Raw genomic sequence first — 25,558 nt, 5'->3', positions numbered from 1 at the left:
GTACGGCTACTTTTGAGATTCTTTGGTTACTTGCAAAATACGTCCGTATTCATCGAACGATTTACGGGATGCCAGCGAGATGGTGATCATTAATGATAACATAGAGGCTGTGAAAGTAATGACCATAATCATCATTTGATATTTTATGGCAACGTTCGGACTGCTGCCTCCCAAAATTTGCCCGATCATCGTGCCTGGAAGTGCTACTAATCCCATAACCGCGATATTGGCAATCAGTGGGCTGAAAGATTTGATAATCGCTTCCCGTATGAATGGTGTCTGTGCTTCCTGACGAGTGGCACCATTGCCCAACAGGTAACAGTACAATTGCTGTTCACGTTTCAATCCACTATAATAAGTGTTCAAGGCAATCACGTTGCTTGATAACATATTTCCCATTAAGATTCCGAAAATGGGAATAAAATACTGGGCGCTGAATACATTATCCAGTTGTAATACAATGCCAATAAAATACATGCCCACCAGCACAACGCTACAGAGGAAACCTACTGATATAGGGATCAGGAGTATTTCACGTTTAAGTCCTGTACGTACCAAAGCTGTTTGTCCGGCTACAAAAATCATGATGATAACCCACAGGAAGTTAATCCATGGGTTATTCCACAGGAAAAGGTATTTCAGGTACATACCTATCAGGAAGAGTTGCACAATCATGCGTGCTGTCCCTATCAGGGTGGCTTTCAGTAATCCGGTTTTGAACTTCCAAAGATAAAAAAGTGGGATTACCAATAACAGTAGCCCTATAAGCAGATTAAAGTAAGATATATCAATAGTTCCCATATTCTACAGTGTGATTAGCTGGTTACATCCGTAAGCGAATGTCCGGTCATGAGAAACGGCGAGTATAGCCGTTCCCTTTTCTGCCTGATTACGGAAGAAAGCTAAAACTTTGTCTGTGGAACCGGCATCGAGTGCAGATGTCGGTTCATCTACAATAATCAAAGGTTTTTCCAGCATGGCTGCAACGGCTATCATAATGCGCTGGCGCTGACCACCCGATATTTCGCCTACCCGTTTCTGATAGAGCTCTTTGTCCAGTCCTAATTCATCAAAACAAGTGAAAAGCTTTTCTTCGGAAAAAGAGATGTGTCGATTGGCTTTCAATGCAAAAGGAAGCGATATCATTTCTTTTACCCATTCGGAGGGCAGGGCTAACTCCTGTGGAATCCAAGCTATATGTCTGCGTATGGCATCGATAGTAGTAGGTTCAAGCAAGATACCTCCTACTTTGATTTTGCCTTTTCTTAATGGGACAAATCCCATAATTGCATTGAGTAGAGAGGTTTTTCCACGTCCTGATTGACCTGCTATGCAAGCTGTCTCGCCTTTATTTAGTCGCATACAAAATTCCGAGAAGAGTATATCCTCGCCGAAAGCAATGCATGCATTGTCTATTTGTAACATCGTGTATCTTTAAATCTATCTTGCAAAGTTAGTCAAAATTCATAATATGTGCGGGATTTCTTTTATCTTTGTGTCACTAATTAATGAACGAGATATGATACTGAACGAACGAGACAGTCGCCACGAACATGTATTAAATGTGGCACGGCAGATGATGACTGCTGCCCGTACGGCCCCTAAGGGAAAAGGAATTGACATCATAGAAACTGCAATTGTTACCGGTGAAGAAATACAGCAACTCTCGGATACGTTGAAAGCCATGTTCGAAGAGTTTGGTATGAAATTCTTTTTGCGGGATGCAGATAATATTCTTCAGGCTGAGTGTATCTTATTAATAGGTACGCGTGAGCAAGCTCAAGGATTGAATTGCGGTCATTGTGGATATGCTACATGTTCCGGACGTTCTGAAGGTGTCCCCTGTGCGTTGAATAGCATTGATGTAGGCATTGCAATTGGTTCGGCATGCGCTACAGCGGCTGATTTGCGCGTAGATACCCGTGTCATGTTCTCAGCCGGATTGGCTGCCCAACGTCTTGAGTGGTTGAAAGGATGTCATCAGGTAATGGCTATCCCGGTTAGTGCTTCTTCCAAGAATCCTTTTTTCGATCGTAAACCTAAGTAATATAGGTAGCGAGTGGCATTTATTACTATTGGTGTAGTGTCCGTTCGCTATTTATGATTTATTCTTTAAAAACTAAAAAAAATGGGAATAATGGTTGGTCTTCCTACTTCAGGAGGCACAGAGAAAGATTTGCAATTGAACTTTGGTTTAACTGTTAATGATCAAGTAGAGATGTTAGCCCCCTTCTTGCCTGCAGAGTGGTTTCTGCAAAGTGGTATACAACTAACTTGGCCGCATGCCGGGACAGACTGGGCATATATGTTGGCTGAAGTTCAGGAATGTTTTATAAATATAGCCCGTGAGATTGCGAAACGTGAACTTTTGCTTATTGTCACCCCCTATCCTGAGGAGGTGCGTAAGCAGATCATTGGTACGGTGAATATGGATAATGTACGTTTCCTGAAGTGCGACACGAATGATACTTGGGCGCGCGATCATGGAGCAATTACTTTGATGGATACAGGTGGAGCAAGTTTGCTGGATTTTACTTTCAATGGTTGGGGAGAAAAGTTTGAGGCTCGTTTAGATAATCAGATAACTCGCCGGGCAGTGGAAGCCGGTGCGCTGAAAGGGCAATATAAAGATTGTCTGAATTTTGTACTCGAAGGTGGTTCCATCGAAAGTGACGGAGCCGGTACTTTGCTCACAACTTCCGAATGTTTATTGTCTCCACATCGTAATTCGCCGATGAATCGTGTTGATATAGAAGAATATCTTTGCAGAGTATTCCATTTACAACGGGTTTTATGGCTCGATCATGGATACTTATCGGGAGATGATACGGATAGCCATATAGATACATTGGCTCGCTTTTGTTCTCCGGATACTATTGCGTATGTAAAGTGTACCGACTCTGAAGATGAACATTACGAGGCGCTATGCAAAATGGAAGAGCAATTGAAAACGTTCCGCACTACATCAGGTGCTCCTTATCGTTTATTGGCATTGCCTATGGCAGACAAAATAGAAGTAGAGGGAGAGAGATTGCCTGCAACGTATGCCAATTTTTTGATAATGAATGATGTTGTGCTTTATCCGACTTATAATCAACCGGAAAATGATAAATTGGCGAAAGAAGTGCTGTGTGAGGCTTTTCCGACATACGAAGTGGTAGGCATTGATTGCCGTGCACTTATTAAGCAGCATGGATCTTTGCATTGTGTGACGATGCAATATCCAACAGGAGTCATTAAATAATAAATTAAAGTATGAGAAAAATAAAAGTAGGAATCATTCAACAGGCTAACACATCAGATATTAGGATAAACCTGATGAACCTGGCTAAAAGTATTGAAGCATGTGCCGCTAATGGCGCTCAACTTGTTGTTCTGCAAGAACTTCATAATTCTTTGTATTTCTGCCAGACAGAGAATACGGATTTATTTGAACTGGCAGAACCCATTCCTGGCCCTTCTACCGGATTCTATTCCGAACTGGCGGCAGCCAATCGGATAGTGCTTGTTACTTCTTTGTTTGAGAAACGTGCTCCGGGACTATATCATAATACAGCTGTTGTCTTTGACCGGGATGGAAGTATTGCCGGAAAATATCGTAAGATGCATATTCCTGATGATCCGGCTTATTACGAGAAATTCTATTTTACTCCGGGAGATATTGGCTTTGAACCGATTCAGACCTCTTTAGGCAAGTTGGGTGTGTTGGTTTGCTGGGATCAATGGTATCCGGAAGCTGCTCGCCTGATGGCGTTGAAAGGAGCTGAGATTTTGATTTATCCTACTGCTATCGGTTGGGAGAGTACAGATACAGATGACGAAAAGAAACGTCAGCTCAATGCTTGGATTATTTCTCAGCGTGCGCATGCGGTAGCCAATGGGCTTCCGGTGATTTCAGTCAATCGTGTCGGTCACGAACCTGATCCGTCAGGACAGACCAACGGGATATTATTTTGGGGAAATAGTTTTGTTGCCGGACCGCAGGGTGAATACCTGGCTCAGGCGGGAAATGACCGCTCTGAAAATATGATTGTTGAGGTGGATCTTGAACGTTCGGAGAATGTGCGTCGTTGGTGGCCATTTCTTCGTGATCGGAGGATAGATGAATATGGGAATTTAACAAAACGTTTTATTGATTGAAATGATTTCTCTCTCTGATAAAAAAATCCCGTAGAGTTTTTTACACTCTGCGGGATTTTTCATTATCTTAAGCACTATTTTATCTGAATGTAAGCTTCTTATTAACGATGAAGTTTACTGTTCCGTAGATAAACAGCCCCAGGAATTGTGCCAGATACTCGTTTACATCTCCACACTCTACAAGTGTGACTAAAAACAAGAACTGGGCACTATATGCCAATCCGAAAGCAGAGCAGAAGAACAACATCTGCTTCCAGATGTTGTTCTTTTTATTTTCAATCGGAAAGATCCAATATTTACTCCAAATAAAGTTATGAATTTGGGCTACTATGTACGCTGTAATATTGGCCGGAATGTAATCGTATGACAATTCATCCATCATCAACCAAATAACAAAAGCTGTGATTAATGCATTGAGCGTACCAATTACGGCAAATCTAAAAATGCGTACCGACTCTTTCACTTACTCCTTAATATCTACAATCAGGTTCAGTTCTTCCAGTTGTGACGGATCGAGTGCTGCGGGAGCATCCAACATAACGTCACGACCGGAGTTATTTTTCGGGAATGCAATGCAGTCACGGATTGAGTCCAGTCCGGCAAAAAGAGATACCCAACGATCTAATCCGTAAGCCAGTCCGCCATGAGGAGGCGCACCAAACTTGAAGGCATTCATCAAGAAGCCGAACTGCTCTTGCGCACGCTCCGGGGTAAATCCGAGTAATTCGAACATTTTGTTCTGCAACTGGCTATCGTGGATACGGATTGATCCCCCTCCTACTTCTACACCATTGATTACCATATCGTAAGCATTAGCGCGCACAGCAGCAGGATTTGTATCCAGCAGATGGATATCTTCCGGTTTGGGTGAGGTAAACGGATGGTGCATAGCCATTAATCTGCCTTCTTCTTCGCTCCATTCAAATAGAGGGAAGTCCACAACCCACAAACATGCAAATGTGTTTTTATCCCGTAATCCCAATTGATTACCCATTTCTAGACGTAATTCACAAAGCTGCTTACGAGTTTTCATGGCATCATCTCCCGATAAAATCAAGATTAGGTCACCGGGTTTGGCACCGAATGCTTCCTTCAATTGTTGCAAAACTTCTTGTGTATAGAACTTGTCAACGCTTGATTTCACAGTACCGTCAGCTTCGATACGGGCATAGACCATACCTTTTGCACCGATTTGTGGCTTTTTCACAAATTCGGTCAAGGCATCCAGTTGCTTACGGGTATAGCCGGCTGCACCCTCGGCACAAATACCGCCAATATATGTGGCATTATCGAATACAGAGAAACCGTGCCCTTTTAAGATATCCATTAATTCGACGAATTGCATACCGAAGCGAATGTCCGGTTTATCGCTACCGTACAATCTCATTGCTTCGCTCCAAGGCATACGTGGGAATGGCTCGGCCAGTTCGATATTACGGATCACCTTAAACAGGTGTTTGGCCATTCCTTCAAATGTAGTAATCACATCTTCCTGCTCTACGAAACTCATTTCGCAGTCAATCTGAGTGAACTCAGGCTGGCGGTCGGCACGCAGGTCTTCGTCACGGAAACATTTGGCTATCTGGAAATAACGATCGAAACCGGAAACCATCAATAGCTGTTTCAGTGTCTGCGGAGATTGCGGTAATGCGTAGAATTGTCCCGGATTCATGCGGGAAGGAACTACAAAGTCACGTGCTCCTTCAGGAGTTGAACCGATCAATACCGGAGTTTCCACTTCCAAGAAACCTAGTTTATCGAGATAACTGCGAACCTCGATCGTCATTTTGTGACGTAATTCCAAATTTGAACGAACAGCACTACGGCGTAAGTCCAGATAACGGTATTTCATGCGGATATCATCACCACCGTCGGTGTTGTCCTCAATAGTAAAAGGAGGAGTAATGGCTGAGTTCAGGATATTCAGTTCCGAAACGATGATTTCGATGTCACCGGTCGGGATATGACTGTTTTTGCTGAAACGTTCGTTTACGGTTCCGACAATCTGTATGACGAATTCACGACCCAATTTATTGGCACGTTCGCAAAGCTCAGCGTCTATTTCTTCATTAAATACTAATTGAGTGATACCGTAGCGATCACGAAGGTCAACAAAAGTCATACCTCCCATTTTACGGCTGCGCTGTACCCATCCCGACAGCTTGACTTGTTTATTAACATCGGAGATTCTTAACTCTCCGCACGTGTGCGTTCTGAACATATTTAATATATTATTTATATTTTTGTTAAAGTAGTCTGCAAAAGTACATATTAATTCGGATTCCGTGTTATTTCCAAAGGTCTATTTTTTAGTAAGTTTTTGTATCAGCTGCTTATTCTTCTTCAGAATAACTTTATTTTTATGTGCTATATCTTCTACTATAGCTTCGTTTATCAATTTAATACCGTTTACATATTCTTGTGCTTTTTGTAATACGTTGGGATTATCTTTTTTTTTATCACCAGGTACAACGACCCGCAGTCCTTTCTGAATCAGTTCTATTTTGATATCTTCGTCAGCCTGCATCGGATCGCCGTCAAAATGGACAACACCCGGCGAACTGCGATGAATACATAACTTTTTGCAACGGAAAGTTTTAATGCGACTGTTTTGGTCAATTGTTTTATTGAAGAGCTGAAAGGCTAGTGCCGGAACATCTAATACCGTAAACGGTTCGAGAATGGTTACATCTAACAAACCATCTGTCAGAGTGGCCTGTGGGGCTATATAAGCATTGTTCCCGTATTGAGAAGCGTTGCCGCAAGCAATGAGAAAGGCTTTATATTTGGAAGTACCGTCTTCTGTTTCCAATTCATAAGTTTCAGGTTGATACTTTAGACTTTCCTGCAGGGTTTTCTCTAGATAAGTCAGCAGTCCACGTTTGCCGGCATTAGCAAATTTCAGACTTACAAAAGCGTCAAACCCTACTCCGCAAGTACAAAAAAAGTCTGTACCATTTATTTTTCCGTAATCTATGATATCTATTATCCCATCATTCAAAATTTCAAGTGCTTTACGCGGATCCATTGAAATTTGAAGATGCCGTGCTAATCCGTTTCCAGAGCCGCAAGGGATAATTCCCAATGCTGTATTGGTGTGTACCAATGAACGGGCAATTTCATTAATTGTTCCGTCTCCTCCTACAGCAACTACTATATCTGTATTTTTATCTGCCGCATCTGCTGCTATTTCGATTGCATGTCCGGCTCTTTCGGTATACACAACTTCCCAAGTATACATTTCCTTATCTATCTTTTCATCCAGTAGACTCAGAACAAGTTCCTTACTTTGTGTACCCGAAATTGGATTAACGATGAATATTATTTTTTTCTTGTTTTCGCTCATGCAAGTTGGTTCCATCATTTATATGTTGTGGTCGGCAAAAGTAATATAAATATCTTAATTTTTGCCCTTTCACAGCTTTCTAAAACTATAAAGAGTATATTTTTTCATAGAAAAAGAACAGCTAAAAACATATTTTGTTATCTTTGCCCCCTGTTTTAAACACTTGTTAAGGAAAAAGGATTTAGACTATTATATAAAAGATAGTCAATAAGCGAATTATATAAATAACTATTCATGGGATTATTACAAGAGAAGTTAGCTAAATACGACCTCCCTCAGCAGATAAAGGCTAAAGGCGTATATCCATACTTTCGTTGTATCGAAAGTGAACAGAACACAGAGGTGATAATGAGTGGCAGAAAGGTGTTAATGTTTGGCTCAAACTCATACTTAGGCCTGACTAATCATCCGAAAGTAATTGAAGCTGCTGTTGAAGCTACCCGCAAATATGGTACAGGTTGCGCCGGATCGCGTTTTCTGAACGGTACACTCGACCTCCATCTTCAATTGGAGAAAGAATTGGCCGAATTTGTTGGTAAAGAAGATGCTATCATTTATTCTACCGGATTTCAGGTAAATCTGGGTGTGGTTTCGTGTGTGACAGGTCGTGAAGATTATGTGATCTGTGATGAACTTGACCACGCTTCTATTGTTGAAGGACGCCGCCTTTCTTTTTCTACCATTCTTAAGTTCAAGCATAACGATATGGAATCTCTTGAGAAAGAGTTGCAGAAATGTCGTCCTGATGCAGTGAAACTGATTGTAGTAGATGGAGTATTCAGTATGGAGGGTGATATTGCCAATTTGCCTGAGATCGTCCGTTTGTCTAAAAAATATGATGCTAATATCATGGTAGATGAAGCGCATGGACTGGGAGTTTTGGGTAATCACGGACGCGGTACTTGTGATCATTTCGGATTGACTAAAGAAGTGGATCTTATTATGGGCACATTCAGTAAGTCATTGGCCGCTATCGGTGGCTTTATTGCAGCAGACGAGTCCATCATTAATTATTTGCGTCACAATTCACGTTCATATATCTTTAGTGCAAGTAATACGCCTGCTGCTACAGCTGCCGCTCGTGCTGCACTTCAGATTATGAAAAACGAACCGGAACGTATTGAGCATTTGTGGGATATAACCAATTACTCTTTAAAGTGTTTCCGTGAACTTGGTTTTGAGATCGGACATACCTCCACTCCTATCATTCCTCTATATGTACGTGATATGGAGAAGACATTTATGGTAACTAAGATGTTATTTGACGAAGGTGTGTTTGTAAATCCAGTTGTGCCTCCCGCATGTTCTCCGAACGATACGTTGATTCGTTTCTCGTTGATGGCTACACACTCTAAAGAACAGATTGATTTTGCTATCGGTAAGTTAGTGAAATGTTTCAAGGCGCTTGATCTTTTATAAAAATAACGATTAAGAATAAATATAGAAGGAAGGTGTCCAGCAATGGATGCCTTCTTTAGGTTTTAGCATCCTTGTTCCAGGTCCGCTTCTGCTCTTTGTGAAAATAATTGTACTTGATAAAAGCCTCTATACCCATATTCTTCATAAACTCATCGTTTTGTTCGTTGCCATAACCGGGATCGGTGACTGCTATGTACATCCAAACTGACATAGCCGGATTCTTACAGCAGAAGAATAAGGGCAGAAAACAATGATTTTATATGTTCTTTTAAACCTTGCCACGGAAATCATTGATAGTGCGGAAATTGGGTGTACTATTACCGGACAACCACATGATGTGAATATTCTTCTGCAAGGCCTTTTGGGTTTTGCGGCAGGAATAGATATTGTTCAGATAAGCATAAAACAGGACCTTGAGTATCATACGGGGATGATAGCTGTTGGTGCCTCCTCCATTATAAGCCGAGAGCAGGTAACTAATATCCAAAGCATCTACAATGTAACTTACAACACGAACAAGATGGTTGGGAGATATTTTTTCCGATAAACGAACCGGAAAAGAACATTTTGGCTGGAGGTTAACTCTCTAAATACTATCTTAACTATTACTGTTAATTTTTCACAACGGTAATATGAGGCTTTTCACCGAAATAAACAATGGTAAAAGGGGCTATCCGACTTTTGGGGGGCACTTTGCTTTTTGGACAGCCCCGTAGTATTATCGCCTTTGTGTATTTTTGGTAAGCTATTCCACAGCTTATTAAAATAGTTACCAATAAATTAGTTCTGCCTCTCTTCTTCTTTTCCTGCTTATTGATCATTTTCCCAATGTTAAAAGCAATACCGAAGTCCATGACGATCTTATCCAAGCCGTTATGTCTGAACTTCTCCCCTTATTCTATTTAATGTAGTTAAATTTTTATATTGGAATACATCTACATGCTAATAAGGAAAGTTTGCAGTATTTCTGGGCATTGGTCTTAATCCTTATTATACTGGAATATATCTACATATGAAAGTTCGCGTCAAGCTCACACCGGGACAGGAAAGTCTTAATCCTTATTATACTGGAATACATCTACATGATTCGTTCGCGAACAAGTAGAAAATCTTGCGTCCTGTCTTAATCCTTATTATACTGGAATACATCTACATAGAGTATGGAGCGAAAACTATGGCCGAGAAACATTGTCTTAATCCTTATTATACTGGAATACATCTACATAAAATGTGAAGAATTCCTAACCAATGCCGAGTTGTCTTAATCCTTATTATACTGGAATACATCTACATTCCTTTCAGCAAAGAGGAATTAGAATGCCTCAATGGTCTTAATCCTTATTATACTGGAATACATCTACATTCGAAGACAAATTGAAAAGCATTATTTAACAATTTTTGTCTTAATCCTTATTATACTGGAATACATCTACATGACAAAATCGGGAAATATTATGACAGAACAAGCGTCTTAATCCTTATTATACTGGAATACATCTACATTCGGAAATAAAGAAGAATGGAGATATTCGATTTGTTGAAGTCTTAATCCTTATTATACTGGAATACATCTACATAAAAGAAGAAAGAGAGCAGAAAAAGCCCAAAATGCGTCTTAATCCTTATTATACTGGAATACATCTACATACGGTTTTCCGTTTATGATTGAGAATGCTTTTATGTCTTAATCCTTATTATACTGGAATACATCTACATATATTGATAATCAGATTATTATAAAATATGTATTCTATCTGTATAAATATATAATAACTTATTATTCAGTTAGATAGATGAAGTGTTGAACTGATTTTCGCAAATGTACTCTTTTTTTCTGTAATTTAAATAAATAATTTGTAGAATATAGAGATATTTAATTGATTATCACTTTGATATGATCGATTCATTATTCGCAAATGCCTGCTTCATTTGTTATATTATAGCCTATTTCGAAAATAAGATTAATCTTATATTTATAATTATCAGATAATAACTGTATTATGTCAAAGAACGAATTGCTTATTTGTTTTTTTTCGCAAATGATTTACTAATATACAAAAAAGCTAGTTCTTTCGTAGCTTTTATACATTATATATTATTTTTCATTTAAAAGAATAAGCAGAAAATCAATGAATTAAACAAATTCTGATTTTCGCAAGAGGTTTAGACTATTTCGACGGTTTTAATTATCTTTTTTCGTATAGGTTGATATATAATTCTTGTATAGCAATTGATGCACATCGGATAATATACCACAGTGTCATAACGCCTGTTAATCCATCTTTCTAAATTAATTTGGATCTTCTGAAATTGTCTGTCTGTAAACATACATTCAAAAACACTATAGTTGATACGTGTTCCATACTTTTCTAATATTTTTGATATTTGTATACGACTTCGGTCATCTTGAATATCGTATGCTACAACACAGAAAATTTTCTTAGCTTTTACCATTTCGCAACATAAGGTTTAAATATTAAATTGTCTCCAGAAATAAAAAGTGCTATTTCTTGGGCTTGTCTTAAAATTATTTGAGAGAAGGTTATTTCTTCTCCTCTATATTTTTCATACCGATTGAGTCGCTCTAATATATATCGGATCAAAACTCGTTTGGATGATTCATTTAATAGACCGTCATGCATTTTTAAAGAGACTTTTTTTTGAATAAGACTAATTACTACTCTATCTACCATTTGAGCACGAAATAGCTCCACAACATCAAATACTAAAGTAGGTTTGCCATCTTGCTTTGCATGAAGTACCCCGATGGATGGATTTAGTTTGGCCGCAAGAATATTTTTCCAGACACGAGCATATAGAATAGCATAGCCATAGTTTAATAAAGAATTAAGTAAATCGGTGGCACCTTGGTGCTCACGGCGGATAAAATCAATCCCGTCATCAGCTGTTAAAACTCGTATGTACGACCAATATGCTATAGCAGCCTGTGACTCAATGGCCATTAATTCTGCAGTATATTTTTCATTTCTCTGAGAATAATTTTTAGCTTTCTCTATTAGCTTGTCTATCTTTAATACAACTTCCACATATTTTTCAGATAACTTTCCTCCTAAAATATCTTTATGGTATTTATGGTAATACTTAATCAGATTTAATTGATTTTTTAATTTACCGATAATAATTTGAGTAGCAAGTTTTATTTTTTGTTCCAAAGGAAGTTCTACTTGTTTATTCCACAAAGTTCCATCCAAAAATACAGGATTTAGTACAGTACTATATTGTTTTCCTCTACCATCGAAAAAGTCAATTGGGATTTTGTGGTTCATGCAATACGTAATTGCATTGCTTGAGAGACTTATCCCCTTACCTACTACCGTAATGTGTTTCAAAGCAGGAGAAGGTTTATTAATAATCTTACCTTGTAATTTTACCGTAATTCCTTTATAAGTGGCCCCTATGTAGCTACCTGGGATACTTATCACTAATTCTGCACCTTCATTTTCACGTTTCTGATATTCTTTCTTTTTTTGTGTGATTAGCTTTGTATTATCAATATGGGTACTGGTTAACCGAGTCTTTGATTTTGTAGAGTGTACGATATATGTACTACATAATTGTTGTATCAGTTGAGATTTATTTTTATTACTATTTTCTGAATAGAATTCTATTTTTTGAAGATTCGAAACTAATTCTTTTTTGTTATTAATAGAGTTTTGGTTTCGGATAATCAATGCATTGAGGCGGTTCATTAAGAAGCAATCCAATTCCTTTAAAGTACTTTCAGGAAGCAACTTGGCATAGTAATTTTTTATACCTTGAAGCGTCTCTTTACTTTGAGAGGACAATGACGATTTTATAAATTTGATTGAATTGATTCTCTCTTGTAACGTCTTTTTCTTTTTTTCTGTGATGGATAGACCTGTATCAGAGATTGTGATTCCAAGAAATTCTATCCCATCATGGAAATTATGTATTATCGGTGTATTGAGTTGTAAATAAAATTGGCTTTCCAATTCTTCTTTTACTAATTCTACAGCTTCTTTTATTTGTTTTTCTGTGGATGTAGCGATTAGAAAATCGTCTGCGTAGCGTATATACATAGGGACTTTATTGGCAGCGAACTGATCAAAAGGGTGAAGATAAAAGTTTGCCAATAAAGGAGATAGTATAGCTCCTTGAGGTACTCCTTTATTTATTTCTTGCCATTGCAGTTGCGGAGTAACTATTCCTGTTTGGATACATAGGCGGATCAGCCTGAGTGTTTCATCATCTTTTAACCAATTGGCAAGACGAGTGAAAAGCCGTTCATGATTGATCGTATCGAAATAGTTGTCTATATCCAATTTGGCTACATAACCACTCTTTAACTTCTTTAAATCGTGTACGACCCGTTTGATAGCTCGTTCCGGACCTTTGTTGGGGCGGTAACCGTAACTGAGATTTAAAAAGGTTTTCTCTAACTGAGGTTCAATGGCTGTTTTAATGGCTTGTTGTACTATTTTGTCCTTGATGCACAATAATCCCAATTTACGTTTTTCTGTTTCATTCTTAGTAATTTCTATTCGTAGGTAAGGTTCGGGATTCCATGTTTGGGAAATAAGTTCATGTTGTAATTCAATCAAATTATCGTTCAAACGCTTCTCAAAATGAGATAAAGTGAATCCATCAATCCCTCCTGCCGCATTTTTGGCTCGCACAGCCCTCCATGCATTCTGTAGAGCATGGAGGGTGGTAATGGAATGATAATAATCGGGCATATTTAAATTATAAATTCATTTAGAGTTTCTTTAATTGTCCGTATCCTATATTGGTTTTAGCTCCGATTCCGATACAAAGGAGAATTTTCTCAAATAGGTTTCGCTTCTGGTGTGCCGTAATCATTTTGTAGTCCGAAGAAGAGAAATCATTTTGTTTTTTAATCTCTTCTATTTGTTTTGAACTACATACCTTTTCTTTGTATAAGTGAGTAGTACACAATTTGAAATAAAAGTTTATTGTTACATCAGGTCTGATCTTTAAGAACAAAATAGGTTTGGGATCTTTTAATGGATTCTCACCATGAGGAGTAATATAGTCATCGCTTAACATTACTCCATCCTTTGAATCTGCAACAAAAGCATCATAGAAGACATCTTTTTCTTCAAGAGAGAATTCTATCGTTTTGCCAGATGGAGTACTGTTAGTGAATATGGCATATTCTAATGCCTGAATTTCTGTGTCTGAAATTTCATTTATATTGGTTACTTCTATTATTAAGTCTCGGATATATTCCATACGTTCTTTTCTATATTCCGGTAGAATACGTTTAGTAGAGCCTTTATCTTTCAATGAAAAAGGAAACATACTGCGCAAAGTTCCTTTGATAGATGATCCGGGAATATAGGGAAGTCCGGTAGTATAATCAAATTGAAATCCTAATTTAAATTCTCCTTTACTACCTGTCTGATGCGGAAGTCCGCTACCTGTTATTAAACCCGGATAAATGGTTTTTAGTTGCAACGGTGTACCAAAATGGTTGTTGAATGCTGCAACTAATGGTGATTCGGAATTTAATTGATAAGCAGTGATTCTCTGATTGGTTTTTCTGAAAAAATCAGCAGTTGTATCACTTTCTTTTCCTTGTGTAGAAATGAAATCTACATTCGGTTCTTGTCTATAATAGTCTTTATAGAATAGCCAACCTAAATTGGAGGCGTTTTGTAAAGTATAGTTTTTAGGCATAATCATTCACTTTTGTACATTCTTAATGCTAATTTCATGGCAACAGCTGCTTCTGTTATCTCTTTTAGCAGTTGATCAGTGTTTCCATGTTCTATGATATACTGTGCCATAGAATAATTTGCAGGAATCTGACTTGACACAAGTATGGTTGCATCGGTTACGGTATATTGCTGACGCATAGCATTGATGATATCTTTTAAAACTCCAATGATTTTATGTCTGTCAGCGTTGGCATCATTATCTTCGTTTTCAAAGAATATAATAGCCGGAATCAGGCCGGATTGGATGACAGCTGCTCCAAACGAAGAGATATATCCCTTAAAGACCTTGGGATATTGATTGTCGTTGGTGATAATATTGTTCGCTCTGAGTGCTTCAATAGCGTACTCAATTTGCTTCTTACTGATTTTCATTTCTAGCTTTTATTAAAAAGGTGATAATTCTGATATTTGGCAGTAACCGTACCCTATACTGGCGTTAGCTCCTATTTGAATAATGGTAGAAGGGGTACATAGGGTATCTCTGAATTTTTTCAGATACTCACTTTGTGCATTTCCGTCCATTAACATAAAATAAAGTCGGCTATAGCGCGGTAAAACCTGTTCATACCACAAATTGGCGCTCTGCCCGTTTTCAAGATTATTGCGTGACAGGACTGGAAGATGATTGTCATCGGATAGGATAGAGAAATATTTATGTGATAAAATCACCAGTCTATCGCCTAAAAGTTTCTTTAGAGACGGTTGAAGAGGAATGTGGCTTGGGCAAGTAGCCCGTATAGAAACTTCTTCAATGATTGCACCTTGCAGTAAAGGGTCAAACACGTACGCAAAATCAGTACCTTGCGCTTGTGTTTTTATATTATCAAGCAATGTGGACAGATGGGATATGTATTGAGTGGCTTCTTCGCAATTAAAAAACTTCATTTTGGTTATCAATTCTTGAAGTACTTCGTCTGAGGTAGCCATCAGAAAGGGCACCTTGTCACTTCTTACTGGCATCGACAGGAGGTTGGCTTCAAAGAAACGCACTTTTCCGGGGAGTGTTTTTTCGTCTTTGGGAGCACTGCCGAATAATTCTCTTACTAAATTTTCATTCTCCTTGAAATATTCGCGTATAGCTCCTTTCAAACCGGAAGAGTTGATATTGGGTAGATTAGTGACAGAGTCACGCTGAATTAGATTGTCTATCACTCCATAATTGACCTCACCACTGCCTACGTGCATGTTGCTCAAGGTATTAATTACATACATTCTTGTTGTCATATGATTTGTTTTTTAGTTTTTATATATATATGTTATAACCGGATAAACGAAGATAAGTGTAATCCATCAATAGTTTCTCGACTTCTTTGCGTTTCCCTTGCTTAAAATAAAGTACTGACCCCGGCTTTAAGAAGTGGTATTTACTACTGCTTTTGATAGGTTTACCATAAAAGTTACTTGCGTTAGTCGTTTGAATATTGCGAAAGACAATGGAGTCGCTCCACATAAAGTTACATAAAGCAGAAAGTTCCTTTAGGTTATCTACATAAGTTGGACTCAATATTAGAAGACGATCGCTTTGAGTCAGGAACTGAGCAGCTGTTTGGTATTTTTCTTGTATATCGCTATTCTCTTCTATTGATTCTACTTCCATGCGGAATACAGAACGTTGACCTCCTAATTGTATAATATCGGAAGATAGCTCTGATTCTCCCGATAAGGTGATATAAAAAGCATATATAAATGATTTTTTCAATTGAAGGAACTCCTGTTTATAAAAGCTTTTGTTGTTATCCTCACCTTCTTCCACATGTTTGGTAATGCCGATCTGCATTTTACTAATCCATATTTCATCAGATAGTAATTTTTTTATCTGATTATTTCCTTGGGTGCACCAGAAAAGATAATTATTGTATGTTTTATGATCGAAAAATTTTCTTTTTTGATTACCGGAATCTTGTTCTTCGGAAGCCGGGTAAACATTGGGAATCGGGCATTCAATTCCATTGTAGAAAACTTTGTCTTCATTATTTGTTTCATTAAATGATACTTTGTATCCATCGTCTAATGGCAATGGAAAGTAGATAGAGCGTGACGAGGTATCATCCTTGCACTCTATAAGCATGAGTGGGGAAATCTGTTTGATGACGCCTAAGCCAAGTGATTTAGCCTTTCTTTCGGTCATCCTGAAACTCTGTTCTCCAATAAGTGTTTTCATTATCTCTTTTTCTGTCGGTTTATTCTCTGTGTAAGGAAATTGGGACAGTAAATTGTGCTGTTTCAGCAATTGGTAACGGATCATGCCTAAAAGAGCGGATTGTTGAGGGAACTTATTTGAATGCGATATATAATCTGCACTCTTTCCATCATCCAATGTTCTTTCTCCTCCAAAGAAAAACCAATCCATCGGAGTCAATGTTATTAAATAGTGTCTATTCATCTTTATTATAATTTATGAAGTGAATAAATTGTAAAGCTGTGAAAATCGTATGGATAGCATCCATGGCAGGAGAAACTATTAATATTTCTTTTTCATCTGATGTCAGAATCGTGTTTTGCTGGATAATTTCATTTCTATTTTGATAATCTTGAATGTTTTCTTGATATCTAAGGCAAAGAAGCGTTTGGATATCTTCGAATAAACCGGTGTAACCTAGGTGACAAGACTCATTAAAGTTATTATCGAAATAGTTCTTTAACATTTCAGTTCGCTTGTCCTCATTCTGAAGAATGATTTGTAATATTTCAGCATGTGCTCTGATCATTTGGATGACAGATGAGAGGAACTTTTCTGATTCCTGCGTCTTGCTCATATCTTTGTTTTTCAGTATGTACTTTTGAAGTAACATATTAAACTTTACATAGCTTTTTCCTTTCTTAGACATTGCGGTATGATAGATTTGTCCACTATGTTTTTGTAAAGAGAAAGCTAATTTATTTTTAAGAATGAAACGCTTCATGTTTTCATTAAGTATATTCTTATTGCTTAATGTATATTTAAACAAGTTATCTTTGGCCACCATCTCTAATAAATAGTCCGTTGTATGCAATGCTTCAAACATGGGATATTTATGATAAGTAATTGAAATGCCAAATGACAGACTTGGTAAAGGCCTCTGAGCTTCTGAACAAGCGTTGATGTATTGCTGTAAGTGTTGATTTATGCATTGGTCAAAACAAGTACTCAGTTTTTCGACAAGATTGAATACATTATTACCATTGCAACATACAGGTGCAAAACATAGTAAATCATCTCCACCAATGAATATTGGCTTTCCTCCATAAGCTACGATTTCGTTAATAGATTCGATGTTGAAGCTTAGTAAAGCTTTACTAAGTTGGGTTATAGGGATGTTGTACGCTCCCATGCTTTTTATAGTTTCCCCCATTGAATCACCATCTGACTTAATAATAGCAATATATTTATGATATGGTCTCAGTTGTGCTTTGTTGTCGTTTAGGATAATTTCTTCCGCATCCCAGATCTGATCGCTATATTTTTCACCTTTGTTTTTTTCGTTTGCTGTAATTACTTCTAATGCTTTTTGTTGGATGTTTATGTTTAATTCGGATGCTGATATTTCAAGGATGGACTCAAACAATCTTTCTCCGTTCATATCACCAAATGCATCTCTTGTGAGAAAAGATCCAGTAAAACGAGGAATTGAATTTTTGTCTTTTCGATATATTTTACCGTTGACGTTGGTTATTAAAAATTTTAAGAAATCGCTTTTTTGATGGGATATCATGGTTTCTTCCTGCTCAGGAAATGTTTCTTGATTCTCAATAATATTAAGGTATTTTTCACAAGCCGGAATTACTACATAAGGATCGTCCGACTCTAATGTGCGTTCAATAAAATATATTTTAATATATGATTTTAAATAGTGATATATTTGAGATACATCTTTAGCTGTGCCCGGCAAGCTAGGAGAAGCTATATGACCGGCTATTTCTATTAATACCTGATCTGAGTGTTGTTTAAGCAGCTCCAAATCTCCAGGCTCAGACTTAAAGATATATCGATCAGGAAACAAACCGGCACCACAATGGGGCTTTTGCATCTCTTCATTAATAAGAGGTAGCTGAAAGGTACGATTCTTTTTCACGAATGGTTCTACTATTTTTTTAGCAAGATAAGAGAAGAAATAACTGGCTGCCCAAAGCTCTTTAGTGCTTTCAGCCATTTCGATTGTACGGGTAATTGGTCCTAAAGTGATTGCAATGTATTTCATGGCGTTATTGTTTTAAAGGAATATAATTTAAAATGTTTTTCCCATTTTTTTTATAAGACATTGCATATTGCATAAAATCGATTAATGAAAAGGAGGTTGGCGTATAATGATAATTAATTCTATTATTATAGTTCATTTCAATCTCATTTATATGCATTGTCCGCTCTGTTATTTCACTCTTTCCTGTTCTCATATTTTTATTTTTAGTTTGTTCTATATAGCTATATTGAAATGGTTTATTTAGTATTTCAGTATTTATTTCATTACCAACCAAATAAATGCTGTTGTTTATTATTTTAAATAATAAAGGAGATTTGTAACGACTGATACAATTGTTTGCCGATTTTATCTTGACAATAGCTTTCTGATATGGTGTTTCTAATTGAAATTCATATTGTTCTGCTAATCCTAAGATTGCTCTTATATAAGCATAATTATATCCATTAGGATTAGGATCATTCCAGGAGTTGTCGTTCTCTCTTATTCCAGAAATGGGAGAATGATCGCCTTTCAATTCATAACCTCTTGCTTTAATTAATTGCTTCATTTTTCTTTTTTCCCATCTATAATTAGGATATTTGCTAACGAAATAACAAAATAGAAGTGATTTTATATATTCGTTTCTGAAATTATATCCAGATTTTAGAATCTGGTAATCCTTTTTTATTGTTGAAAATATCTGATTGTAGATATAGATAAAATCCAATGTACTTTGGCGTGACAAAGCTATTTTTTTCTTATATACGAAAGCAAAATTTTCTTTCAAGGTATCTTCTACATTGCATATATTTTTTTGATTATTGATATATTCAACAGTAAAAGAACCGAAACCTTTGTTGTTTCTTGTACCAAAATTGTGGCATATAAAGAAAGCTGGTAAATATGTTTGGATTTTATTTATTAAATCACCTTTCAGAGAGAATATTTTTATAGTAAAGTCTTGCCATTCCAGTCCTTTTTTGTCTATTTGACTCCAATTTTTTTCTTTAAACTCAGCCTCTTTTTTACGAGGGTCACTATTGCTTTTTTTTAAGATAATGGTAGAGTTTGTATTTATACCAACGCACTTTTCTTGAGCAAAATATGGACTATTTTGGATCGTAAAGAAATTAGAGGGACGCTCAGTTGGTAGAGGAAATGTACTAGAAGTTATTAAATATTCTAGTCTACTTTTTTTTGTAGAGATATACTTAACTTATAATTTAATGCATAATTTTTTTCATTATCTATTAACCAATTATTTTTTTTAGCATAAAGCCGTCCTTCTCTAATATCTCCATTTCCGAGTTTTGTAAGAATGAATTTATCTAATAATGGTTTAACTTCTGATGCTCGTAAGGTTGCTCCTGATTCATTATGTTGAAAATGGATCATTGGAGTGTGTTGTTTTAGTATAGCGGTTAACTGATTCATAATATTCTTTTTTCTATTTAGTTATCTTTTTATATTCTTCAAAGAAATCCTTCATCTTTTTGAAGTTCTCCTCAATCGATTTCAGATCGTCTTTAGTGCCAATAATAGAAAGAATAGAAAGATAAAATTTTTTTAATTCATTTTCTTGGTTTTCTATCAAGGAATCACATTTTTGTTGTAGTCCATTTACCTTATTCGTTAGCTCTTCTTTTTCTTTATCCTTGATAATTGCTTCACGGGCGAGTAGCCATGTTTTCATCTTTTCATCAGTTTCTTGTTTAGCCTGATACTCTTTTTCTTTCTGGCGATTCTGAAAACATGAGAGATGCCATTGTTGCAATACACCAATAAGTGGCAACAGAACAATCATAATGCAAAAAAACACAGTAAGACATGTAATGTCTTTAGGAGAATTCTGTCCCATATTCACACACTCAATTACTGTCAAAGATACGATTAGTGCAATTTCACATTCTACTAATTTCCAATTCATAGTTTTCTTTTTCTTTTATAGATTATACATATGGCACAAAGTGTACCTATTATTAATAATAGAGATTGAATGATAAAGCCGGTCGAGAGTTCTCCATTTTCTTCCATCACTTCACTGATTTGATTCATTCCCCAAAAACCGGTAATTACTGTAATGGGTAAAAATAAAGTAGCAATATCATTAAGCAAACTTGCTTTTTTGTTTCGCTCCCGATCTTCCATTAAAGAAATGTATTGATGCAGTTCTTCTATTTCTCCATCTAAATCCTTTATATAACTTTCCATTTGCAAGCAAGAGTGAAGCTTGTTGTACATTTCGATTCCTTGGTCTTGAGCTGTAATCTCACGGAAATAGATTTGATTTACGAAACGAATATATTCTTTATATAAAGAACTAACCCGTTTAGATACGGCTTCTACATCCTGATTGGATAATTGGCTTACTTTAGTGATTTCTCCGGAAAATCTTAACATGGAAGCACGTTGAACTAATACTAGTTCGGCCATACGTGCATAGATCGTTTGAAAATATTCTATCAGGTAATCGGGTACTTCATTATTAGTAAGGTATACTAATGAATATTTACTGATACCATAAAGTGAACTCCATTGTTGCCAACGATAATAGGTATGTTCCTCCAATAGTTCTTTTTTCATTTTCTCATTTTGGCAAGTGGCATTACTTCCATCTATAAACAGAAAACGATACCAGTAATCTGAAAATGGATCCTGGCTATCAAAGTAAGCTTTCGCATTATTTGTAAATTGTTGAGATAGCTGATTGTTTTTGTACCATGTTGCCACAAACATACGATCATCTATAATAGGGTCAATTGATAAATTGGTAACTAATTCACAAATTAGCTTTTTTATGGACGAGGAAGGCTGCCAGCTGTCATAGGGAGTATATGATTTGAAATCTTCAAAATAAACTGTTTGATTTAAACCTTCTATCCGAATGTATTCTGAAATCTCATTTCGTAGTCTTGTATCATTGAAAAAGGGGGGCATGATACGGCGCCCATATTGATTGATAGCCAATATGTCTTCCGGGCTGTTTTGAGTGCAATCTTCATTTTTTAGATAAAATGACAAGAATCCGACACCTGTAGCATATAGATTAATATTCATCGCGTCTACAATGAGTTTATATGGATTATTACGCCCTTTTTTCTTTATATAATAGTAAATGTGATTACTTAGCTTAGGTTCTTTGCGTTCGAAATGGTGAATTAGATTTAATGGACTGTGCTCTTCATCATATAATATATTGTGTACAAATGTATAATAATAGTTCTTTTCGTTATATAATGACTCCTCTTCTCCAGGATCTGGCTTTTGTGAGCGTTCCCAATGAGAATTCCGGTTATATTGAATGTTGTCCAAATTAACTTGGTCAGAAAATGCTTGATTTTCTAATCCCATAATTTCCCATTTAAATGGAAAATAAAATATGTGATAACTATATATCATAATTCTAATAGTTTTATCTGTTCGACTATGTTAAGTATTTCATTTGTTGTTAGGCGGTTGCGTACGGTTCCGATAAATCCATTAATACCGCCTCCCCAAAAGATATTACTTATTGGGGTGTATCGCTTTAATATCTTCTGGATAGAATTTATCCCTTTTCCATAATATATTAACTCATTCGGAGTGTAGATTAGTAATTTTTCATAAGGATATAATCTGTCACATATGGGTGAAAATTTGTTCGCTGTAGTGAACACAACATATAAACTACCAATTTTTTCTGTTCCGTTTGTAATTGCTTCTTGAGCCAACTTTTCGTCATCCTCTATTACTCCCTGTGCTTTTCGATCCTCTTGTCTGATTAGATTTATTTCTTCATGACTGGCTCCTATTTCTAACATTCCTGGAATATAAGCCTTATCATTTGCTGCAACTAATGTCTGATATCGATTGAGAGGGTGATCAAGAATAGAAGCTACTTGTTCCAATGCCGAAGGATAGGTAGCATATTCATTATGGTGATCAATTCGAATATAGTTAGTGGGGGGCGTGATGTCCTCTTTCAATTCTACACCATAGATAATAAACGGCTCTTTATTACCATATTGTTGTATCTCTTCTTCGTATTGACTTAATAACGCATTATCCCATTGTAAATAACGGTCCTTGAATATGACGTTTCTATCTGTCAATATCTGGACTATAGTTTGCATCTCTAAATCATGTCCTCCCAAAAGGAAAAGATGTTTTTTTATCTCTTTTGCTTGCTTCTGCATATCTTTTTTATTAGATCCTTATCTTCTATAGCGATTTCACTTAATTCTATATGTTTACATGCTTCTTCCCGCAACAGCCGTGCAGTTGCAGATTCTGGAGATAAATCCCATGTTAAAAGAATTGTATGGATTTTGAGAGCTTTTAATTTTTTTATTAACATTTCGTGATCGGCGTCACCTGTAATCAGAATAACAAAATCAAATTTTCGAAAGAGTGATAACTCGTATGCTTCAAGAGCGAACCATACATCAATGCCTTTCTCTATAACGTTAATTTCACCTTCCTTTTGTATTTCACGTAAATGCTTGTAATGAAAAATGACATCATTTTCAATTAGTGAATCTTCAAACTTACGTTCACTGAATAACAAATGTTTGTTATTAGCATCGTTAACACGGTACCGTCCACGGAAATAATGACTTTCTGTTATTTGACAGAATTCAGTGTTTAAATTATATTCATAGGCTATTTTCTCTTTTATAAATTTAAAGAAAAAGGTTATGTCGATATTCAGTGACAATTTTTCCTCAAGAGCCTGATTTATTTTTGTGAAATATCCTCCGTCAATGAATATTCCTATTGATGTGATAGATTCAATCATTTTTGGTCTTTTTTGTATTAGTTTCGAGTTATCGTACCATATCCAATGCTTGTATGTTTGCCTATTCCAATATAATCCGGAAGATTTAGATTACATTGGAAATCTGCATCAAACGACATTAATTTAATATTTTTATTAGATATTAGTTTGGCAAAACTAAGTTGAAGGAGTTTACATTGTAGTGGAAAGTCAATAAAATAATTGACTCCTTTTGTAAATGATAATATATTACCTATCAAAATCTTTTCCAGAAAATTAATTCTTTCTGAAAGAATGCTAATATTTTGATACTTTTTGTAGTTATCCGAATTTAAAGGCAACCAGTTATGAATATGATAATTTATCATTTTTGATTGTCGTTCAATCAATAGTTTGTAAGGAGTTACAGAGGCAAACTTCATATTGACTTTTCTATTTCCCAGTTGAAAGTTGAAATCACATTGTGAAAAGAATTTCTCAATTGCTTTTGTTCCTTGATCAATACATACGATTGTTGCTTGTTGTTCGATATTCTTGTATTGTATTAAGGGATAAGAGTAGCGATATTTATTTTTCTCTACATGATTGTGGTATAATATATCTGGCTGGTCACCCAGTTTTTGTATAATTGAACTTCTAAAGAATTGAACTTCATCATCAGATATTTTATTTTTAAATTTTATAAGAAGTACATGTGTGTTTTTCATATCATTTGTAATTGTTATGGTTGTAATGATAGCAATATTCGGTAATAAAAAGCAGAAAAGCAAGAAAATCGATGTTTATTTTCTTGCTTTTTTACATGGGGACGATTCTTGTCACGGTATACCGTGACATATCTTATTTTATCCCTTGTTTCAGTCTTTCGGAGAGGCTATCTTTATTATATCCGTACCAAATATCAGTAATTTTTCCATCAGGCGTTACAAGTACATAAAAGGGAGTGCCATTTGCTTTGTAACGGATATACAATCCGAATGCCCCTTTGGGATCATTTAGGTCGATCCATTTGATATTCTTTCTTTGAGAGAATTCTTTCCATGATTTCTCATCATCAATATTTATACCGATAAAAGTTACTTTTTCTTTCCACATATCGGATAAGATTTCCATCTCAGGAAGTGATTCAATACAGTGTCCACAACTTCTGCTCCAAAAATCAAGTAAAAGGTATTTTCCTTTATAATCGGATAGACGGTGGTGGTTTCCATCGATATTTGACAGCTCGGTATCCGGCATGTCATCACCTATCTTAGCTTTTGTAGGCGTTAAACAAGCTTCTATCTTTTTTCCTATTTGTGAGTTGCGTTGTGTTGATGTTAGTTGCTGATACAATACTTGAGCTTCTGAGATAGGAAAGCCTTTTAGATAGACAGATTGACGGCTTAATGCTTCCAAATGATCTAGCCAAATAGAGGTAACAGGAAGATTCTTCATTAAATTGATTTCTTCTTTGGACAGTAACAGCTCGAGGGAGTCTAGTTGGGGATACAGTATATTTTGGATGCTGTCCGTCATTTGTATTTTCTCTTTAGGTGAATCCGATATAGCTATCTTTTTCCACATATCTGATGATAAAGCTTGTAATCGTTGTCTTTGGTCTGTCAAATTGCGGAAACCCTCATTTGTGTATTGATTTTCTTCTTGCTGCTCTTTGATGTTACTTACTATATTCCATGTACGGAGTAGTTTATCACTGCCGATGATGGATACCGTTTCTCCCGGAGAGGCATATACGTCCAGCCATGTATTGGGAAAGCCTTCTCCTTTACTTACTATTCTCAAAGCTTCAGTCTGATTATTAAGAGTATGTATAATGAACTTAAACTTTCCATTATCGATTGTATCGTTGGCAATTCGTTTCATACCTGTTCCCTGTTGACGCATCAAACTGATAACGGTCCCATCAGGAATCCCATTGATGTTTCCTTCAATAATACAGGGTTGTTGTGCTTGGAGTGATAAACATATAATGGTGAAGAACAATGTGAAGAATTGTGTTTTCATATTCAATGCA

General features: G+C 36.3%; 25 protein-coding genes, 1 pseudogene and 1 CRISPR repeat array. Of the genes and pseudogenes, 4 read left to right on the top strand and 22 right to left on the bottom strand.

Annotation, left to right across the window (positions count from 1 at the left end):
• Positions 1-6: 6 nt before the first annotated feature.
• Both BSHG_RS06480 and BSHG_RS06485 read right to left on the bottom strand, forming a co-directional pair.
• Entirely contained in the window at positions 7-801 is a 795-nt protein-coding gene (locus tag BSHG_RS06480; protein ID WP_008660291.1) for an ABC transporter permease, read from the bottom strand.
• 3 nt (positions 802-804) lie between these two features.
• Entirely contained in the window at positions 805-1,425 is a 621-nt protein-coding gene (locus BSHG_RS06485) for an ATP-binding cassette domain-containing protein (RefSeq protein ID WP_005793776.1), read from the bottom strand.
• 94 nt (positions 1,426-1,519) lie between these two features.
• On the opposite strand from BSHG_RS06485, the gene BSHG_RS06490 reads away from it, so the two are divergent.
• From BSHG_RS06490 to BSHG_RS06500, 3 genes are all read left to right on the top strand, one after another.
• Positions 1,520-2,047 (top strand): ferredoxin domain-containing protein, encoded by a 528-nt coding sequence (locus BSHG_RS06490; RefSeq protein WP_005803563.1) that lies wholly within the window; start codon positions 1,520-1,522, stop codon positions 2,045-2,047.
• 81 nt (positions 2,048-2,128) lie between these two features.
• Positions 2,129-3,244 carry an agmatine deiminase family protein gene (locus BSHG_RS06495; RefSeq protein WP_008768885.1) on the top strand — a complete coding sequence of 372 codons (1,116 nt, stop codon included), beginning with the start codon at positions 2,129-2,131 and terminating at the stop codon, positions 3,242-3,244.
• Positions 3,245-3,255: 11 nt separating this feature from the next.
• Positions 3,256-4,140 (top strand): carbon-nitrogen hydrolase, encoded by an 885-nt coding sequence (locus tag BSHG_RS06500; protein WP_008660290.1) that lies wholly within the window; start codon positions 3,256-3,258, stop codon positions 4,138-4,140.
• Between the two features lie 79 nt (positions 4,141-4,219).
• Here the strand turns inward: BSHG_RS06500 and BSHG_RS06505 are convergent, their stop codons facing one another.
• From BSHG_RS06505 to BSHG_RS06515, 3 genes are all read right to left on the bottom strand, one after another.
• Positions 4,220-4,603, bottom strand: a complete 384-nt coding sequence (locus tag BSHG_RS06505; RefSeq protein ID WP_005787805.1) for a GtrA family protein — start codon at positions 4,601-4,603, stop codon at positions 4,220-4,222.
• On the bottom strand, positions 4,604-6,361 hold the full coding sequence (gene aspS / locus BSHG_RS06510) for an aspartate--tRNA ligase (protein WP_008660289.1): 1,758 nt from the start codon (positions 6,359-6,361) through the stop codon (positions 4,604-4,606).
• 81 nt (positions 6,362-6,442) lie between these two features.
• Positions 6,443-7,501 (bottom strand): diacylglycerol/lipid kinase family protein, encoded by a 1,059-nt coding sequence (locus tag BSHG_RS06515; protein WP_005793782.1) that lies wholly within the window; start codon positions 7,499-7,501, stop codon positions 6,443-6,445.
• 219 nt (positions 7,502-7,720) lie between these two features.
• Between BSHG_RS06515 and spt the strand changes: the two genes are divergently transcribed.
• Complete coding sequence (gene spt / locus BSHG_RS06520) at positions 7,721-8,905, top strand: serine palmitoyltransferase (protein WP_005787799.1); 1,185 nt, start codon at positions 7,721-7,723, stop codon at positions 8,903-8,905.
• A 55-nt stretch (positions 8,906-8,960) separates the two neighbouring features.
• Here the strand turns inward: spt and BSHG_RS23120 are convergent, their stop codons facing one another.
• From BSHG_RS23120 to BSHG_RS23115, 17 genes and pseudogenes are all read right to left on the bottom strand, one after another.
• Entirely contained in the window at positions 8,961-9,116 is a 156-nt protein-coding gene (locus BSHG_RS23120) for a hypothetical protein (RefSeq protein ID WP_008660288.1), read from the bottom strand.
• 13 nt (positions 9,117-9,129) lie between these two features.
• Positions 9,130-9,511: pseudogene (locus tag BSHG_RS22245) on the bottom strand (transposase); the annotation flags it as partial.
• A gap of 371 nt (positions 9,512-9,882) precedes the next feature.
• Positions 9,883-10,621: direct repeats of the CRISPR family, unit length 35 nt; unit sequence GTCTTAATCCTTATTATACTGGAATACATCTACAT.
• Between the two features lie 447 nt (positions 10,622-11,068).
• Positions 11,069-11,359, bottom strand: a complete 291-nt coding sequence (gene cas2 / locus BSHG_RS06530) for a CRISPR-associated endonuclease Cas2 (RefSeq protein ID WP_005787793.1) — start codon at positions 11,357-11,359, stop codon at positions 11,069-11,071.
• Entirely contained in the window at positions 11,353-13,623 is a 2,271-nt protein-coding gene (gene cas1 / locus BSHG_RS06535; RefSeq protein WP_008660287.1) for a CRISPR-associated endonuclease Cas1, read from the bottom strand. The genes cas2 and cas1 overlap by 7 nt, the downstream gene beginning before the upstream one ends.
• A gap of 19 nt (positions 13,624-13,642) precedes the next feature.
• Complete coding sequence (gene cmr6, locus BSHG_RS06540) at positions 13,643-14,587, bottom strand: type III-B CRISPR module RAMP protein Cmr6 (RefSeq protein ID WP_005787787.1); 945 nt, start codon at positions 14,585-14,587, stop codon at positions 13,643-13,645.
• A gap of 2 nt (positions 14,588-14,589) precedes the next feature.
• A complete protein-coding gene (locus BSHG_RS06545) occupies positions 14,590-15,000 on the bottom strand; it encodes a type III-B CRISPR module-associated protein Cmr5 (protein WP_005787785.1) in 411 nt (136 codons plus the stop codon).
• Positions 15,001-15,012: 12 nt separating this feature from the next.
• Positions 15,013-15,852 (bottom strand): type III-B CRISPR module RAMP protein Cmr4, encoded by an 840-nt coding sequence (gene cmr4 / locus BSHG_RS06550; protein WP_008660286.1) that lies wholly within the window; start codon positions 15,850-15,852, stop codon positions 15,013-15,015.
• A gap of 19 nt (positions 15,853-15,871) precedes the next feature.
• Entirely contained in the window at positions 15,872-17,011 is a 1,140-nt protein-coding gene (locus tag BSHG_RS06555; RefSeq protein ID WP_008660284.1) for a type III-B CRISPR module-associated Cmr3 family protein, read from the bottom strand.
• Positions 17,004-18,806: a type III-B CRISPR-associated protein Cas10/Cmr2 gene (cas10, locus tag BSHG_RS06560; protein WP_008660283.1), complete on the bottom strand. Its 1,803-nt coding sequence runs from the start codon at positions 18,804-18,806 to the stop codon at positions 17,004-17,006. The genes BSHG_RS06555 and cas10 overlap by 8 nt, the downstream gene beginning before the upstream one ends.
• Positions 18,807-18,810: 4 nt before the next feature.
• Positions 18,811-19,353 (bottom strand): hypothetical protein, encoded by a 543-nt coding sequence (locus BSHG_RS23560; RefSeq protein ID WP_225550653.1) that lies wholly within the window; start codon positions 19,351-19,353, stop codon positions 18,811-18,813.
• 614 nt (positions 19,354-19,967) lie between these two features.
• Positions 19,968-20,219 carry a hypothetical protein gene (locus tag BSHG_RS23555; RefSeq protein ID WP_008660279.1) on the bottom strand — a complete coding sequence of 84 codons (252 nt, stop codon included), beginning with the start codon at positions 20,217-20,219 and terminating at the stop codon, positions 19,968-19,970.
• A gap of 13 nt (positions 20,220-20,232) precedes the next feature.
• On the bottom strand, positions 20,233-20,712 hold the full coding sequence (locus tag BSHG_RS06565) for a hypothetical protein (RefSeq protein WP_005815846.1): 480 nt from the start codon (positions 20,710-20,712) through the stop codon (positions 20,233-20,235).
• Complete coding sequence (locus BSHG_RS06570) at positions 20,709-22,136, bottom strand: CorA family divalent cation transporter (protein WP_224223244.1); 1,428 nt, start codon at positions 22,134-22,136, stop codon at positions 20,709-20,711. The genes BSHG_RS06565 and BSHG_RS06570 overlap by 4 nt, the downstream gene beginning before the upstream one ends.
• Positions 22,137-22,180: 44 nt before the next feature.
• Positions 22,181-22,960 carry a hypothetical protein gene (locus tag BSHG_RS06575; RefSeq protein WP_005787771.1) on the bottom strand — a complete coding sequence of 260 codons (780 nt, stop codon included), beginning with the start codon at positions 22,958-22,960 and terminating at the stop codon, positions 22,181-22,183.
• Positions 22,936-23,562: an NYN domain-containing protein gene (locus BSHG_RS06580; protein WP_005787769.1), complete on the bottom strand. Its 627-nt coding sequence runs from the start codon at positions 23,560-23,562 to the stop codon at positions 22,936-22,938. The genes BSHG_RS06575 and BSHG_RS06580 overlap by 25 nt, the downstream gene beginning before the upstream one ends.
• A 17-nt stretch (positions 23,563-23,579) precedes the next feature.
• Positions 23,580-24,248 (bottom strand): CRISPR-associated endonuclease Cas6, encoded by a 669-nt coding sequence (locus tag BSHG_RS06585; protein ID WP_005787766.1) that lies wholly within the window; start codon positions 24,246-24,248, stop codon positions 23,580-23,582.
• Positions 24,249-24,381: 133 nt separating this feature from the next.
• Complete coding sequence (locus BSHG_RS23115) at positions 24,382-25,548, bottom strand: TlpA disulfide reductase family protein (protein WP_005787764.1); 1,167 nt, start codon at positions 25,546-25,548, stop codon at positions 24,382-24,384.
• Positions 25,549-25,558: the final 10 nt, after the last annotated feature.

Origin of the sequence: Bacteroides sp. 3_2_5 (assembly GCF_000159855.2) — a bacterium.
Classification (GTDB): domain Bacteria; phylum Bacteroidota; class Bacteroidia; order Bacteroidales; family Bacteroidaceae; genus Bacteroides; species Bacteroides fragilis.
The sequence above is the reverse complement of the archived record's forward strand: the minus strand, read 5'-3'. Positions and strand labels throughout refer to the sequence as shown.

Coding starts and splice junctions, on each gene's coding strand:
- BSHG_RS06480 (WP_008660291.1), bottom strand. CDS start 801: ATGGGAACTATTGATATATCTTACTTTAATCTGCTTATAGGGCTACTG.
- BSHG_RS06485 (WP_005793776.1), bottom strand. CDS start 1,425: ATGTTACAAATAGACAATGCATGCATTGCTTTCGGCGAGGATATACTC.
- BSHG_RS06490 (WP_005803563.1), top strand. CDS start 1,520: ATGATACTGAACGAACGAGACAGTCGCCACGAACATGTATTAAATGTG.
- BSHG_RS06495 (WP_008768885.1), top strand. CDS start 2,129: ATGGGAATAATGGTTGGTCTTCCTACTTCAGGAGGCACAGAGAAAGAT.
- BSHG_RS06500 (WP_008660290.1), top strand. CDS start 3,256: ATGAGAAAAATAAAAGTAGGAATCATTCAACAGGCTAACACATCAGAT.
- aspS (WP_008660289.1), bottom strand. CDS start 6,361: ATGTTCAGAACGCACACGTGCGGAGAGTTAAGAATCTCCGATGTTAAT.
- BSHG_RS06515 (WP_005793782.1), bottom strand. CDS start 7,501: ATGGAACCAACTTGCATGAGCGAAAACAAGAAAAAAATAATATTCATC.
- spt (WP_005787799.1), top strand. CDS start 7,721: ATGGGATTATTACAAGAGAAGTTAGCTAAATACGACCTCCCTCAGCAG.
- BSHG_RS23120 (WP_008660288.1), bottom strand. CDS start 9,116: ATGTCAGTTTGGATGTACATAGCAGTCACCGATCCCGGTTATGGCAAC.
- cas2 (WP_005787793.1), bottom strand. CDS start 11,359: ATGGTAAAAGCTAAGAAAATTTTCTGTGTTGTAGCATACGATATTCAA.
- cas1 (WP_008660287.1), bottom strand. CDS start 13,623: ATGCCCGATTATTATCATTCCATTACCACCCTCCATGCTCTACAGAAT.
- cmr6 (WP_005787787.1), bottom strand. CDS start 14,587: ATGCCTAAAAACTATACTTTACAAAACGCCTCCAATTTAGGTTGGCTA.
- BSHG_RS06545 (WP_005787785.1), bottom strand. CDS start 15,000: ATGAAAATCAGTAAGAAGCAAATTGAGTACGCTATTGAAGCACTCAGA.
- cmr4 (WP_008660286.1), bottom strand. CDS start 15,852: ATGACAACAAGAATGTATGTAATTAATACCTTGAGCAACATGCACGTA.
- BSHG_RS06555 (WP_008660284.1), bottom strand. CDS start 17,011: ATGAATAGACACTATTTAATAACATTGACTCCGATGGATTGGTTTTTC.
- cas10 (WP_008660283.1), bottom strand. CDS start 18,806: ATGAAATACATTGCAATCACTTTAGGACCAATTACCCGTACAATCGAA.
- BSHG_RS23560 (WP_225550653.1), bottom strand. CDS start 19,353: ATGAAGCAATTAATTAAAGCAAGAGGTTATGAATTGAAAGGCGATCAT.
- BSHG_RS23555 (WP_008660279.1), bottom strand. CDS start 20,219: ATGAATCAGTTAACCGCTATACTAAAACAACACACTCCAATGATCCAT.
- BSHG_RS06565 (WP_005815846.1), bottom strand. CDS start 20,712: ATGAATTGGAAATTAGTAGAATGTGAAATTGCACTAATCGTATCTTTG.
- BSHG_RS06570 (WP_224223244.1), bottom strand. CDS start 22,136: ATGGGATTAGAAAATCAAGCATTTTCTGACCAAGTTAATTTGGACAAC.
- BSHG_RS06575 (WP_005787771.1), bottom strand. CDS start 22,960: ATGCAGAAGCAAGCAAAAGAGATAAAAAAACATCTTTTCCTTTTGGGA.
- BSHG_RS06580 (WP_005787769.1), bottom strand. CDS start 23,562: ATGATTGAATCTATCACATCAATAGGAATATTCATTGACGGAGGATAT.
- BSHG_RS06585 (WP_005787766.1), bottom strand. CDS start 24,248: ATGAAAAACACACATGTACTTCTTATAAAATTTAAAAATAAAATATCT.
- BSHG_RS23115 (WP_005787764.1), bottom strand. CDS start 25,548: ATGAAAACACAATTCTTCACATTGTTCTTCACCATTATATGTTTATCA.